This window comes from Streptomyces sp. NBC_01439 (assembly GCF_036227605.1).
Classification (GTDB): domain Bacteria; phylum Actinomycetota; class Actinomycetes; order Streptomycetales; family Streptomycetaceae; genus Streptomyces.
This window is the reverse complement of record NZ_CP109487.1, coordinates 8101013-8114763: the sequence shown is the minus strand read 5'-3', so window position 1 is coordinate 8114763 and position 13751 is coordinate 8101013. Positions and strand designations below refer to the sequence as shown.

11 protein-coding genes and 1 pseudogene are annotated in these 13751 nt (G+C 69.0%); 3 read left to right on the top strand and 9 right to left on the bottom strand.

Features of this window, described 5'->3' with window-relative positions:
* Positions 1-27: 27 nt before the first annotated feature.
* Entirely contained in the window at positions 28-1272 is a 1245-nt protein-coding gene (locus OG207_RS36910) for an FAD-dependent oxidoreductase (protein WP_329104943.1), read from the bottom strand.
* A gap of 783 nt (positions 1273-2055) precedes the next feature.
* A complete protein-coding gene (locus OG207_RS36905; protein ID WP_329104941.1) occupies positions 2056-2673 on the bottom strand; it encodes a TetR family transcriptional regulator in 618 nt (205 codons plus the stop codon).
* 436 nt (positions 2674-3109) lie between these two features.
* On the opposite strand from OG207_RS36905, the gene OG207_RS36900 reads away from it, so the two are divergent.
* On the top strand, positions 3110-4348 hold the full coding sequence (locus OG207_RS36900) for an IS701 family transposase (protein ID WP_329104939.1): 1239 nt from the start codon (positions 3110-3112) through the stop codon (positions 4346-4348).
* Positions 4349-4511: 163 nt separating this feature from the next.
* Here the strand turns inward: OG207_RS36900 and OG207_RS36895 are convergent, their stop codons facing one another.
* Together OG207_RS36895 and OG207_RS36890 are read right to left on the bottom strand one after the other, a co-directional pair.
* On the bottom strand, positions 4512-5285 hold the full coding sequence (locus tag OG207_RS36895) for an SDR family NAD(P)-dependent oxidoreductase (protein ID WP_329104937.1): 774 nt from the start codon (positions 5283-5285) through the stop codon (positions 4512-4514).
* Between the two features lie 58 nt (positions 5286-5343).
* On the bottom strand, positions 5344-5982 hold the full coding sequence (locus OG207_RS36890; protein WP_329104936.1) for a ScbR family autoregulator-binding transcription factor: 639 nt from the start codon (positions 5980-5982) through the stop codon (positions 5344-5346).
* A gap of 126 nt (positions 5983-6108) precedes the next feature.
* Here OG207_RS36890 and OG207_RS36885 point away from each other — a divergent pair, with 126 nt between their 5' ends.
* A complete protein-coding gene (locus OG207_RS36885; RefSeq protein WP_329104935.1) occupies positions 6109-7044 on the top strand; it encodes a ScbA/BarX family gamma-butyrolactone biosynthesis protein in 936 nt (311 codons plus the stop codon).
* Between the two features lie 29 nt (positions 7045-7073).
* Positions 7074-7256, top strand: a pseudogene (locus OG207_RS36880) (IS5/IS1182 family transposase); the annotation flags it as partial.
* Positions 7257-7470: 214 nt separating this feature from the next.
* On the opposite strand, the gene OG207_RS36875 reads toward OG207_RS36880, so the two are convergent.
* From OG207_RS36875 to OG207_RS36855, 5 genes are all read right to left on the bottom strand, one after another.
* Positions 7471-8625: a toll/interleukin-1 receptor domain-containing protein gene (locus OG207_RS36875; protein ID WP_329104934.1), complete on the bottom strand. Its 1155-nt coding sequence runs from the start codon at positions 8623-8625 to the stop codon at positions 7471-7473.
* Positions 8626-8655: 30 nt separating this feature from the next.
* Positions 8656-9528 (bottom strand): macro domain-containing protein, encoded by an 873-nt coding sequence (locus OG207_RS36870; RefSeq protein WP_329104932.1) that lies wholly within the window; start codon positions 9526-9528, stop codon positions 8656-8658.
* A gap of 273 nt (positions 9529-9801) precedes the next feature.
* Complete coding sequence (locus OG207_RS36865) at positions 9802-11220, bottom strand: amidase (protein ID WP_329104930.1); 1419 nt, start codon at positions 11218-11220, stop codon at positions 9802-9804.
* 120 nt (positions 11221-11340) lie between these two features.
* A complete protein-coding gene (locus OG207_RS36860) occupies positions 11341-12135 on the bottom strand; it encodes an AfsR/SARP family transcriptional regulator (protein WP_329104928.1) in 795 nt (264 codons plus the stop codon).
* Between the two features lie 100 nt (positions 12136-12235).
* Positions 12236-13750, bottom strand: a complete 1515-nt coding sequence (locus tag OG207_RS36855) for a hypothetical protein (RefSeq protein WP_329104926.1) — start codon at positions 13748-13750, stop codon at positions 12236-12238.
* Position 13751: the final 1 nt, after the last annotated feature.

Genomic DNA, 13751 nt, shown 5'->3' with positions numbered 1-13751 from the left:
CGATGGGTGCGTCGGAGCCAACTGGGGCTAACCGAGGGCGAGCAGTCGCTGGATGGTCTCGAGGTGAAACGATTCGGCGGGAACGCCGTAGGCCCCCTTGAAGGTGGCGAGCCGGGATCCGGCCAGCACCGGGTCGGTGGGCCACGCCTTGGCGTACGCCTTGCGACGCGCGGCGCCCTCGGGGGTGAAGGTCATGTTCATCGCGGTGCGGACGGATCCCGAGATGCGCAGGCGGCGCATCCGCTCTTCGCGTTCGTCGACGTACGGCTTGAGGATCCCGGGCGACCAGGTGGCACTGGAGCGCAGCGCCTCCCACACCAGGCGCGCGTCCCGCAGGGCGATGGACAGGCCTTGGCCGACCACCGGATCGCTCCAGCCGGCCGCGTCGCCGATCAGGACCGCGCCGGGGACGACGGGGCCGTCCGTCCAGGCGTCGTTCATCGGATAGAAGGCGCAGGACTCCGAGGGGGTGACCGCGGCGAACATCTCGCTGTTGGGGATGCAGTCCAGCTGGAACGCCTCGAGGAAGTCGGCCTGCCGGGTCGGGCCGGAGAAGCGTCCCTTCTGGGCGACGTCGTGCAGCAGGTACAGCCGGGCCTTGGCTCCCGCACGGGGGAAGACGAAGTAGAGCAGGTCCTTCTCGGTGCCGATCGAGGTGACGTTGGCGGGCCAGTCGTGGAGGTCCTCCACGAGCATGCCGCCGCCCAACGAGTTCGGCGGGGTCTGGGTCAGGGAGATGCCGAGCTGACGCCGTACGGTCGAGGTGCGACCGTCCGCTCCGACGACGAGGCGGCAGGGCACCTCGTATTCGACGTCGTCGTACTCGTAGCGAACGCTGGGGTGGGGCCCGCCCGTCACCGTGACGTCGCCGATCCCCCTCACAACCGTGGCCCCGGCCTCAGCGGCAGCGGTGGCGAGCGCCTCGCACGCCTCGGGGTGACCGACGTCGAGCACGCCACGAATGCCGGGAAGCATGTCGTCCAGGTTGAGGGCGTTGGCCCAAGCGGTCTCCGGGTCGGTGATCTCGTCGAATCCGACGAAGCGGTCGATGTAGGTCCCGCCCGCATCGAGCAGCTGCTTCTCCAGGCCGAGTTCGAGGAGTTCGGCCACTCCCCAGCAATTGATCACCTCGCCGCGCACCTTGTCCCGGTAAACGGTCTGCCGCTCCAGGAGCAGGACGTCGTATCCGTCACCCGCAAGCACCGCCGCCAGGGCGGATCCGGCTATTCCTCCCCCGATCACGACTGCGTCCACACGCTCAACTGTCGCCATGGAAACCTCCACAGAAGCCTTTCAAGGCATTGCCGTATTGGCCGCCCCGGAAATGGGCAGCCGGAAGTCCGAGCTGGTCGAATCGATAGAGTTGCTGCAGGACAGCGAGTGCGGCACGGCAAGAGGCGTCACCGCCAGGAGAGCCCCTGGCCCACGCCCGACGGAGTGGAGCAAGGCTGCCGACGGCCTTGCCTCTTGGAGCTCTTCCGGTCGCTAGGGAGGGTCTGCCGCCGCCCCGGATCGCCGCGCCGACCCCATCGGCCACGGATTGAACAAGCTTGAGGACCTGCGGAAGTCGCCGGCACCCGCGCATTGATCACACACGCCGGCTCGGCCTCCCTCACTGGTCCGCCCTTGGTACTAGTGTCGGTTGCGGCATCCACGATCCGTGCCGGAGCGGGGTGCGGCAATGCCGACTCGCGAAAATCGCACCCCGATTCGAGCAAAGATGCGAATGCCGCTCCCCCTCGGCGGGAACCGACGGAGTGTTTGCCTGAAGGTTCGATTGTTTTCGAGTCCCGGCCTTCGAAGGTGGGAAACCCAGCAGGGCGTGGTTCACGGCACCCGGCAACCTCGGGCATGCTGAGTGGGAGCTCCTCGAGGTGCACCTCCCGACACGGAGACGCCCCGTACCGTGAGCGGCCGAGAGAACGGTTCGACCGCGTGCTCCGACGGTGCCGGACCCGCACCCATGCGGACTCTGTCCGAAACCGGCGCGGTCGGCCCCGCCCTCGGCGGCGACGAGCTCTCAGGCCGCCCTCCTGATACGCCGCGCAACCCCCGTCACGAAGACGCGAGGCTCGACGGACCGCAAATGCCTCGCTGGATGATGTCCCACATCTGCCTGATCTCCTCCACCGTGCCCGGTTCGCGCGGCTCCTGGCCGTTCTGCTCGCTCGCCGCGCGGGCCCGGTACTCGGCGCCGAGCATCAGGAACCGCGACAGCACGGCCAGATCCTCCGGACGGACCGCGGCGTGCAACTGTCCGTCCCGATAGGCCTGACTGAAGAGGTCCTGCACGGCGGCTTCCCAAGAATTCATCCAGGCGAGGTCCCCGTCCGGCAGCTCGCGGCTGAGCCGTGCCGCGGAGCGGACGGCCGGCTCTTCCTCGAGCAGCCGGGCCAGTTCGAGGGTCATGTCGACGGCTCGGTGCAGCGCCGGTGCCGGGCCTGACGGCAGGGCGCCGAGCGCGGCCCGGGTGACGGTCTGCCCCTTCGCCTGCACGGCGGCGGCCAGTTCGCCCTTGGTCGAGAAGTGAAACGTCAGGGCGCCCATGGTTATCCCGGCGGCCCGGCACACCCGGTTCAGTGCGGCGCCGGCATAGCCGCTCCGGTCGAACTCGGTCGCCGCGGCGTTCACCAGTGCCTGCCGGGTGCGTACCGCACGTAACTGCCTCGTCATGCATGTCTCCGGTGCGCTGGTTGATGGTCAACAAGACGGCCCCATCCGGCACCGACAGCGGGGACGGCAGGTGCGCGCACCACACGTACGACGGACGCCGTGAAGGCGAAGTGCGCCGACCTGCCCGTCCCCGGCTCGGTCCGGTGGCAGAGCGCCGGACGGCCTCCACGGGAGCGGAATGTGCCTGCGGCCCCCTTTCTGCGGGCGTTGCCGGGGGGCCGACCTCGTCGTCCAGCGGTCGTGGCGGCAAGTGTGACGCCGCAGGTCAGCGTCTACAAGCCCGTCGATCACGGTTGGCCGGTTCACGCAGAGTCAGGCCTCCGGACCGAAGGCGCCGACCTCATGGCCGGGTTGGCTGATTCACTCCGACAAAAAAATAGCAGCCCCTATTATTCTTTGGGCGTCGATCTCTGAGCCGCACCCCCCGGAGCCCCTCATGATCAATATCGCCTACGGTGCCGACCGGCTGTCCACCCTGGAAGAGGGCCATCGAGTCGCCGGATTCGCCGATCAGCTCTTCACGCACTTACCGAGAGCGGACCAACGCCGCTGGGCCGCCGCGTACCTGCTGGGACTTCTGGCGGTCTCGGGCAGGAAGTCCGTGCGCAGCCTGGCTGCCGCCATCACGGACTCCCCCACCGCCTCGCAGTCGCTGCACCGCTTCATCAACGCCAGCCCGTGGGACTGGCAGCCGGTCCGGGGCGAGCTGAGGCGCTGGGTCGAGCAGCGGACGCGGCCGAAGGCGTGGACCATCGGTGTCGCCGTGGTGCCCAAGCGGGGTGACCAGTCGTGCGGGGTGCACCGCAGGTTCGTGCCGCCCTTGGGTCGGACCATCAACTGCCAGGTGGGCGTCGGGCAGTTCCTGGCCACGAGCCGCGGTCAGATTCCTGTGGACTGGCGCCTGCACCTGCCGAGCGAGTGGAGCGAGGAGCAGTTGCGCCGCCGCACGCGCATTCCCGAGGCCGTCCAGCCCCTTCCGGTCTGGGCGCAGGTGCTCGACCTGGCCGACACACTGGCCGCCGGCGCGTCCCCGGCCCTGCCCTTGGTAGCGAATCTCCGCGAGCACAAGGAGTCCGACCGGCTCCTCCTGGGGCTTCGGCAGCGCGGCCACGACTTTGTCGTCGCCGTCCCCGACGGCCTGGCCGTGCAGCCTGGCGCGGCAGCTCCTCCCTCCGGTCCGGCCGCCGACGGCACCGCTTCGCCCATCAGCGCGCGTCGCTTCCTGGAGACCGAAGGCGAACTGTTGCGCTCGGTCCTGAGGGCGAGCCCTCTTCGCCCCTCGCGGCTGACCCGTGTGGTCACCGGACTGGTGCGCCTGCCCCGCGGCCCGCAGCCGCAGCGCTTCTACCGGCTGTTCGGCGAAGTTCCCCGCGGGGGCGAGCAGCCCACCGCGCTGTGGGTCACCACCCTCGTCCACCTGCCGATGGAGGAACTTCTGGAGCTGGCGTCCCTGTCGGCCGCCACCCCCCGGGCATTGCGCCGACTCGAAGGCAGCTTCGGGCTCCAGGACTTCGAGGGCCGGTCCTATCCCGGCTGGCATCGCCATGTGACGCTGGTGTCGGCGGCCTGCGGTTTCCAGGACCTGGCGGACGTCGACCCGTCCGCCCTTCCCGGGATCCGCGCCTCCGCCCGTCTGATCAGGACGCCCCGGCGGCCGGCGCGGCTGCCGGTCTGACTTCACGCGGCCCCGCACGACGGGTCCCCGTGGCACCGTTCCGCTCGTGCCACGGGACAGGGGCCCCGCTCGCACTACCCGTGTCGCACGCGCGCCGGGCGCCGTGACGTCACGCGGTTCGCCCGGCCGTTCCGACGCCGTCTCGACCAGGACTCGGCACGGTTCACACCGCGCTCCACCCGCCGTCCACCGCCACCGCTCCGCCGGTGACGAAGGATGCCCGGCCACTGCACAACCACAGTGCGGCCTGCGCGATCTCCTCCGGGTCTGCCAGTCTCTTCTGCACCGCGCGCCTGGTCAGCCTCTCGACTGCAGCGGCGGTGCCGTCCAGGTACGGCTCCAGCTGCGGGGTGCGGGTGGCTCCCACCATCAATGCGTTCACCCGAATTCCAGCGGCCCCGTACTCCGCCGCGGCGGCTCGAGTGAGGCCGAGGACCGCGTGCTTGGCCGCGATGTACGGGGCCGTGGCGCCCGTTGCCGAATGACCGGCGACGCTGGAGGTGTTGACGATCGCGCCACCGTTCTCCTGCCGCAGCATGACGGGGATCTGTCGGCGCATGCAGTTCCAGATGCCCCGGACGTTGACGTCCATGACCGTGTCATAGGCGTCCTCGTCCAGTTCGTGCAGGACCGGGCCGAACGCCCCCGACCCCGCGTTGTTGAAGGCCGCGTCCAGTGCACCGAACTCCTCGACCGCCCGGGTGACGGCCTCCCCCACCTCCTCGGGATTTCGCACGTCCCCCTGCACGACCAGCGCCCTCCCCCGTTCCGCGCGGATCGTTTCGGCCAGTCCCTCCAACGCGTCCTTGCGCCGGGCCAGCAGCACGACGGCCGCACCCTCCCTGGCAAAGAGCCTCGCAGCGGCGGCCCCGATGCCGCTCGACGCCCCAGTGATCATGGCTGTTCGCCCCTGTAAGGCTCCCGCTATAGGTGACATAGCCAGATTCAACGCCATGCACAGCGGGCGCGGCAGCCCCTTTGGGTGGCGATCAGGTTCAATTCACGCCATGCGGAGGAGAATCGTCGTCATCCAGGCGCAACGTCTCCATCACCCTGCTCGCGCACTCCTCGCTGGCGATGAGCGGCAGCAACAGGACCCACATCTGCCGGATGCGGTCCGGAAGGTCCCTTCGGCCGCTGTCGAGCTGGGCGTTCATCTGGGCCCCGGTGCAGGCGTTGACCACGAGCTGCGCCAGCTGCCGCAGTTCCACGTCCGGTCGCAGTTCGCCGTTCTCACCGGCCTCGCGCAGGAACGGCTGGAGCACCTCTGCCCACTGCCGATAGGAGTTGCCCTCCTCGTCGCAGACGAAGTACTCCTGGTCCATCACCAGTCGGGCGCCCGCCAGCAGTAAAGGGTCCTCCCTCAGCTGTGTCGCCCAAGCCAAGGTGATGTCCACGGCGCCCTGCACGCCGGCTGCCGTGGGCCCGGCCACCAGCTCCGGCTGGGTCCGGACGATCTCACGGGCGAGCTCCCCCTTCGACTCGAAGTGGAAGTAGAGCGCCCCCAGCGTCAGGTTCGCCCGCCTCGCGATCTTGTTGACGCTCGCCCCGGCGAAGCCAAGCTCGGCGAAAACCTCGGCGCCCGCCCTCAGGATGGCCGCTCGTGTCCGAACGCTCCGCTCTTGTTGTGCCATACATCTGCCTCCCCAGCATCTCGACAATAAACATAGTCATCTCTATGTTACTGCGCAGAGTTCGTTGCACCGATGTCTGCAGTGCCGCCTGCACCCAACTCGCATCGTTCCAGGGGGGAACTCCCGATGAACATCACAACCGGCTTAATCACGCCCTTCGAAGGCGTCCAGCAGGCCTCCACGGCTTTGACCCGCAAGACCGCACCCGGTCAGGCGTTCCTGTCCGGATGGCGCCGCCACGACGACGGCGTCTCCCACACCGTCATCGCCGAATGGCCCGCGCACCACTCCTTGTACACCTCCCACAAGGGCCACTACCACCCGCTCCTCCTCTCCGAGACGATCCGCCAGTCCCTCGCCCTGTTGTCGCACGTCGCCCATGACATACCTCTCGACTTCCGCCTGGGCTGGGATTCCTACGACAGTTCCGTCGTGCCGACAGCCATGCGGACCCGATCAGTGCCGGCCGTCGTGCGCTTGACGGTCACCCACACCGAGGTGGACCGTCACCGGCGCGGATCCGTCCGCCTCGCCACCCAGATCACGGCGATGCGCGACGGAGAGCCGCTCGGCATCGCCCGGGTTCGCTACACCGCCCACCCTCCCGCGATATACGAAAGACTGCGCGGGGAGTACGGGGACGCGCAGGCCGCCACGGCACGCGCCCTCCCCCTCGGGCCCGCCCTCGACGACGCCACGCGGGGGCGGCAGACCTCGCTGGACGATGCCGTCCTGAGCCCGATCGGAGAATCGCATCGCTGGCAGCTGCGTGTGAACACCGCCAACCGCTCCTACTTCGACCACGCACACGACCACGTACCGGGGCTGGTCTTCCTCGAAGCCGCCGCCCAAGCCGCACAGGCCCTTTCCGGCGCCCCCCAGACCGTCCCCACGGAGTTCGACGCCCGGTTCGCCCGCTACGTCGAGCTGGACTCCCCTTGCTGGGTCGAGGCGACCCCACTGCGCCGCAGCAGGAGCGGCGTCGTCCGTACGGAGGTCACCGGGCACCAGACCGGCACGAAGGTCTTCTCCGTGCACGTGACCGCCTTCGAAGACGCCTAAGACCTCGTTTCTTGCTTCTGGCAGCGATCTACCGGCGGTTCGTCCAGTGGAGCCGGAATCACACATGGGCAAGGCTCCACCGAGTGGTCCTCGACGAGCTCGGCGCCCGCGGCCAGCTGGACTGGTCGCGGTGCGCGATCGACTCCGTCAGGGGGAGGGCCGCAAGAGGGCCACTAATGGGACCGAACCCGACCGATCGCAACAAGTCGGGATACGGGCTCTGAGCTGGTCTGCTGCTAGCCGACGAGCAGTTCCGCCGCTTGGCCGTACTGTTCACCCTGCACCTGCGTCAGCCTCCGCAGTGCGGATGGCCCGCCCGGATACCGGGGCTGACCGCAGCAGCCGCTCACTGGATGTGCTGGTCCCGGCCACCGGGTACCGGCGCCCGGCCGGAGCCCCGGCCGGGCGTCCTTCGCGTACGGGCAGTCAGCGAGGGGGCCCTGCGACGGGCCACAGGACCTCCGAGGTCAGGTCGAATGCGGCCCGGCACATGTCGAAGTGTTTGGAGAACAGGCCCGGGTTCTCCGCCTGGTTCACGTAGAAGACCGGGCGCTCCCTGCCCGTGACGGCCGTCATGAGGGCGAAGAGGAGGTCGCCGGAGTGGGTCGTGCCGTCCGGGTCGACGAACCAGAAGGTGTCGAACAGCAAGGACAACTTCTTGATCGTGAGTTGCCTGCGCAGGCGCTGGTGGACCTCGCTGCCGACCCGGTCGGCTATGAAGCGGTCGAGGTACAGAGTCGAATCCGGGTTGGTGAGTACGTCGTCCAGGCCCGCGAACTCCGACATGGCGTTGCCGAAGATGATTTTGTTGAAGGTGTAGCGGATCTTCTCGTCCCACAAGTCGGCCACGAGGATGCGAACGGTCTTCGATGGATCCCGCACGAGGGAGTCCAGCAGCGCGCCGAACATCTCGGTGTTGTTGTGCAGGTTAAGCAGGAAGTTGAGGTTGTTGCCGACCAGAAACAGTTCGCGCTGGTAGTGGTCGAAGATTTGCGGCATTTGGAAGTTCCGGGATCCGGTGATGTTCTCGTTGTAGGTGACGGTCCCCGTGAACCGGTCGGGCAGCAGCCGCCTGCTGTCCACGGTTTCGGTGATCGCACGCTCCAATTGGGGGTGCGTCTGTTGGAACTGCTCCCGGAACGCGAACATCTCGGTATCGCCGAGCCCGACCATCCGGGCCAGTTTCTCGGTCAGCCGCCGCACGTCCTGGACGTCGCGCAGCGATACGGCCTGGAAGTCCGCCAGCGGGGGGCACACGACCCGCAGTTCCTTGGGGGAGAGGTCGAACAGCAGCGGAAAGACCCGGCCGGCGCGCAGGGAAGGATTCAGGCATCCGCTCTCGTAGATGACCCAGGGGCTGCGCGCGGTGCGCTGGGACAGGAAGATGAATCCGAAGTGGGCCTCGTTGAGTGCCTTGTAGATGCTCGGCACGGCGTGTTCTCCAGGAGCGATCTCCCGCGAGAAGAAGAAATCCACGCGCTCGCTGAGCAGTGAGCCCAGCCACTGCTTGAACAGTTGGGCCAGTGGTTCGATCCGCGGGTCCGCCGTGGACCAGCTGAGGAATGCCTTCGCCTTCGTCACTACCGTTCCCCCTTCGGTGTGTTCCGGGTCCTACAGCGTCGTCAGGAACTGTCGGATCTCCAGAGTGTTGATCTCCTTCAGGTCCGGTGGCCACACGACCACCGTGAGTTCGCGCGTGATCACCCGGTCCCGGGAGGCCGCGACGAAGGAGAGCAGGATCATCTTCAGCAGGTTCTCGTGACTCAGGGTGTCGATACGGCCCAGGGCGCTGCCGATGACCGGGATGGTGAGCGGCTCGCGGTGTCCGTGTGCGTAGACGGATTCCCACAGGCGGCACAGGCTCACCCAGACCCTCTCGGGGCTGGACTCCGCGACCAGGTCGTTGGTCAATCGACTGTAGGCCAGGCCGAACAGCTTGCGGTCACCCCTCGGCATGATCGCGACGGTGCCAATGGGATAGCGGTTCAGTTTGCCCTGGGGTTTGTCCACGCGCGACTCGACCGATTCGGGCACGTGCAGTGCCAGTGCTTCGGTCAGCGCATTGTCGAGATCGTCCTGTACTCCTGAGTAGAAGCGCTCCAGCAACTGCCCCTGGACGCTTGAACGGCTGATCACGCGGTCATCCGCGACGGACGTGTCGAAGGTGTCGGTGAATCCGATGACGAGGTGCCCCGGCTGGTCGAACAGATCTCCGGCGATCACGCGCACCCGTGTCCTCGGATGGTCGAACGCGCGCTCTGCGGATGCCGGCGGGAATGCTTGTACGGCGCCCCAGACGACACTGGCGGCGGCAGTTGCCGCGATGACCGCCACCGGTGCGGAAAAGGTCAGGGAAAATAGGGCGGCAACCAACTGCACTAGGCCCGCGAGCAGTCCGAAGGCAGCCAGTGCGTGCGAGCAGAACACGTGCAGGCTGCGGCGCCCCCACACCAAACGTGCTGTGAATCGGGTCCTGCCGGTCATCCCACCCCCGAGTGGATTTCGCCTCTCCCGAACACCCGCATTCACCGTCCTTCCCCCCGCCCGCTGGCAGTGTGCCCTACGGGCAGACGTCCCAATCGGGTGGACGACATGACTTTTCCGTCGCGCCATCGCCTCCGCGGGCGAGCAGCCGAAGGCGTCGACGTCAATCCGGCTGCCTGCTCTGATGCAGACGCGGGCGGGCGACGTCCCGGTTCGTTCGGTCGGGCCGGGACCGCGGGCACGGGTCGGGAGGGGCGGAGCGATCGGTCGTCGTCACAGGTCCTGGATGCGCCGGAAGGGGCGGTCCGCCTCCAGCGCGAACGCGACCTCCAGCAGTTTCCGTTCGCTGCCGGGGCGGCCGGAGAACATGACGCCGATGGGCAAACCGTCGACCGTCACGCTCGCGGCGGGCACCGAGATCGACGGTGTACCGACGACGTTGTCGACCGGCGTGAACGCCACGTACGAGAGGATCCGTTCGATCAGCGTCGGGTAGGGAACGGCCGGGCTGAGGTGACCGATCGGCGGCGTGGTGCGGGCGAGCACCGGCGAGAGCACGAGGTCGAGCCCCCGAAACGCCGTCGCGTACGCCTCCTTCGTGTGCTTGAGCCTCCGCAGCACGCCCGGAGTGCGCTGCCAGTTCTTCAGGTACGTCTCGCGCAGCCCGCGGCTGAGGCCGTCCGTGCGGTGCCGGTCGAAGTCCGCGCCGAGGGTCCGGCCCGTGACCCCGAGGAGGAACGACAGCATCCCCCAGTACGTCAGGAAGTCGTCGGTGAAGCCGGCGTCGATGGCCAACTCCACCGGCTCCACGGTGTGGCCCAGCCGTTCCAGCGTGGCCACCGTCTCCGTGACGGCCGCCCGGGTGGCGGGGTCGGAGTGGACGCCGTTCGGCGAATCCAGCAAGAACCCGATGCGCAACCGCCGCCCCGAAGGGCCTTCGACCAGGCCCACAGGTGGCAGTTTCGGGTTGCGCCAGTACGTCTCGGCGGCGGCGAGGAACGCGGCGGTGTCCCGCACGGAACGACTCACGATTCCGTCGGAGACGAGGTCAAGCGGCAGTTGACGGCTCTGGGCGTTCGCCACGACCCTGCCCCGAGTGGGCTTGAGACCGACGAGTCCGCAGCAGGCGGCGGGTATCCGGATCGAGCCACCGCCGTCGTTGGCGTGCGCGATCGGCACCGCCCCGGCGGCGACGAGTGCCGCGCTGCCGCCCGACGAACCACCGGACGAGTGGCCGGTGTGCCACGGGTTGCGCACGGGCTCGGCACCCTCGTACTCCGTGGTCGGACTGAACCCGAACTCGGGCAGCCGCGTCTTGCCCAGCACCGTGACGCCGCTGCTCAGGAACTGCCGCGCGAACGGCGCGTGCCGGCGCGCGGCCCTCGGAGTGAAGGCCGCGCTGCCGTGGCCGGTGGGCAGGCCCAGGTAGTCGGTGTTGTCCTTGACGAAGGTCGGCACCCCTGCGAAGGCACCGCCCGTCCGGGTGGTGGGGTGCGTCGGGACCTCGCCGTGCACCTGAACCGCATTGAGCCGTGCCTCGACCGCCCGCACCCGTTCCGCCGCGTCCCGGGCGACCTCGGCGGCACCCACCTCGCCCCGCCGGATCGCCGCGGCCAGACCGACGGCGTCGTGCTCCCCGAGGGCGTCGTCCCGGAAGGCGTGCACCGTGGCAGGTTCCTCGAAAGTCGTCACCGCTACCTCATCACCCGGTCGTGTGGATGGTCGTCCGCCATCATCTCCTACTGTCGAGTAACACGTGAGGGGTCAGCCGTCCCGCCACCCCTGCGTCAGTCGAGTCCCGGCTCGCCAACCTCAGACCCCTCCGACCACCCGTTGTCGTGCGGGACGACGGTCGGACTCGCTGAACTGCTTCATCAACGCCCTCAGCTCGCGGCCCGGTGCCACCCCGAGTTCACGCCGGGTCAAGCCGCAGTAGGCGTCATAGCTACGCAAGGCCTCCACCAGGTTCCCCTCCGCCAAGTGGGCCTCGATCAGAGCGCGTTGGGCGCTCTCCCGCAACGGTTCGGCACCGACCGCCACCAGGGCGGATTCGACGGCCTCGGCATGGCGGCCCACATGGGACAGCTGGCGACTCAGTGCCTCCAGGGCATGCAACAGCCGCTGCCGAACGCGTTCGCGCTCGAGCAGCACCCAGTCGTCGTACCAGCCGGGCAGCAGGTCCAACGCGTCCGTCCGCCACTTCAGGGCGCACAGGTCCTCGCTCCCGGCGGTACCGCTGATCAGTCGCCCCGCCCAGCCGTACAACACGTACAGATCGACCACCGTGTGCTCGCGCACCGACAGCGAGCACTTGTCGGAGTCGAGCAGGTCGATGCCGGCCGCCTTGAGCCGCCACAGCGCCGACCGCAAGTTGCCGGCCGCCCGCAGGTCGTCGCCGGACGGCCACAGCGTGCCCGCCGCGTGCCGGCGTTCGACGCGGCCGCCGTTGAGTGCGACGAAGGCGAGCAGCCGTTTGCTGCCCTCCGGCACATCGAGCCCTCTCCCCCGGTGGACGACGCGCGGCCCACCGAGGAGGTGGAGGGTCGGCGCGTCCCCAGGCCCGAGAATCCGGACCGGCGACTCGAAGAACTGCGGATTCGGATGCATAGGCGGTCCTCCCGCTAGAAGCCCGGGCGGCAGATGCTATGCGCACGACGTCACCCGGTCATCACCGAGAGCAACCGACGAGCCGGTCTCCAGGATCTACCTAGAGCCCGGATTCCGGCTCCGTCCGGAGCTCCCCGCCCTCCCCGCCCGCCACGACCTCTCCCTCCTGAGGGTGACGTGCCTCGAACCGCGAGTCTCCTTCCTGTGGTTCGTGACAACGCCGTCGTTCCCGCCGGACGAACGCGACCCAGTGGGTGGTGGGTTCCCCCTGCTCGTCTACGGGGAGCAGCACGTCCACCTCCGCGCTCCCGTCCAGCCGGATGCGGTCACGGTGCTGGGCCTCCTGGACCGCTTGTGCGACATCGGCAAGGCCCCCTACGCAAAATCGCAGGTCCCGGCAGGCCTCCAGCCAGATCCGCACCTGTTCGAACGGACTGCGGTGCTGATCGCCGATCGTGAGGGGCAGGTAGCCGGCGGGTGGCAGCTCCGCGATGCCCATGCGGTCCAGGGGATACGGAGTCGTCCGGGAGGCAGCGGGCTTGACCAGCCCGCCGGTGTCGATGTCCTTGGCGAGCTGGAACAGTTCGCGGCTGATCTCGTCCTTCGTGCGGCGGTGCAGGTACTTCGAGCCGCCGAGCCGGACCAACTGCTCCAGCAGCGGTGCCAGATCCGGTTCCGGCCGCTCGGGCGCCCCGACCAGTTCCGCGAGCTGGGCCTGGAACTGGAGGACTTGGGCGACGAAGACGTCCCACGGGCGCATGCCGAGGCGGGACTGCCACTGCCGGTACGGCGGGGCCTCGCCACGGTCCCGGCGGGCGGCCCAGATGTCCACCTCCCAGGTGTCGATCCCGCAGGGCTGCGGGATAAGCACCGCGAGCCGCACGGCCTGCGGCTTCCCGGGGACCCCGGGCGGAGCCCAGGACAGGGGCAGATCGGCGCTGCCGGTTCCGTACGGCCACGGGGAGTGCTCGGTGCGCTCGGCGGCGAAGAGGCGGGACGCGATCCAGTTGCGACGGAACTCCGGATCGCGCGTGCCGATGCCCCGCTCGGTGGCTTCCGTGAGCCTGATCCGCACGCCTTCCGCGGTGTAGGGACGCCGGGTGGTGCCCGCGCCGGAGCAGGGATCGTCGCAGTAGGAGCCCTGTACCGGCGCCTGGCCGTACTGCCAGGATTCGGGGACCGCTTCGACCCACCAGAAGGTGTCGGCGTCGTGTGTGAGACCGGACAGGGGCAGCGTGACCAGCCGCTCCGAACGCAGCGGACGGCCGTCCGCCGTGATGGCGAGGCCGGCGCCGACCCGCAGGACCCCGTCCTTCAGGGTGACCTGGTAACCCTCGACCACCCCGGGGCCGCCCGCCGCTGCGACGGCCAGGGCGAGTTCGCGCGCGTAGTCCTGGATTCGGTTCAGGTGTTCGGCGCGCAGGAACAGCCCGTCGAAGGCGTTGAGCCGGTCGATGCCACCGCCCGCAGTCGCGGGTGTTCCGTCGGAGCCCGGCCCGGGCGGTCCCGGCGCCGGCCCCGACGCGGTGCCCGGCGCAGGACCGTAGGGGGGTGGCGCGGGCGGCACCACCGGTCCCGCGCCGTAGCCCGCGGCCCCGGCGGTTCCTTCGGTCATC

Excerpts from the sequence above, each read along its gene's own strand:
- OG207_RS36855 (WP_329104926.1), bottom strand. The coding sequence starts at position 13,750 with ATGACCGAAGGAACCGCCGGGGCCGCGGGCTACGGCGCGGGACCGGTG.
- OG207_RS36890 (WP_329104936.1), bottom strand. The coding sequence starts at position 5,982 with ATGGCACAACAAGAGCGGAGCGTTCGGACACGAGCGGCCATCCTGAGG.
- OG207_RS36910 (WP_329104943.1), bottom strand. The coding sequence starts at position 1,272 with ATGGCGACAGTTGAGCGTGTGGACGCAGTCGTGATCGGGGGAGGAATA.
- OG207_RS36885 (WP_329104935.1), top strand. The coding sequence starts at position 6,109 with ATGAACATCACAACCGGCTTAATCACGCCCTTCGAAGGCGTCCAGCAG.
- OG207_RS36900 (WP_329104939.1), top strand. The coding sequence starts at position 3,110 with ATGATCAATATCGCCTACGGTGCCGACCGGCTGTCCACCCTGGAAGAG.
- OG207_RS36860 (WP_329104928.1), bottom strand. The coding sequence starts at position 12,135 with ATGCATCCGAATCCGCAGTTCTTCGAGTCGCCGGTCCGGATTCTCGGG.
- OG207_RS36870 (WP_329104932.1), bottom strand. The coding sequence starts at position 9,528 with ATGACCGGCAGGACCCGATTCACAGCACGTTTGGTGTGGGGGCGCCGC.
- OG207_RS36905 (WP_329104941.1), bottom strand. The coding sequence starts at position 2,673 with ATGACGAGGCAGTTACGTGCGGTACGCACCCGGCAGGCACTGGTGAAC.
- OG207_RS36895 (WP_329104937.1), bottom strand. The coding sequence starts at position 5,285 with ATGTCACCTATAGCGGGAGCCTTACAGGGGCGAACAGCCATGATCACT.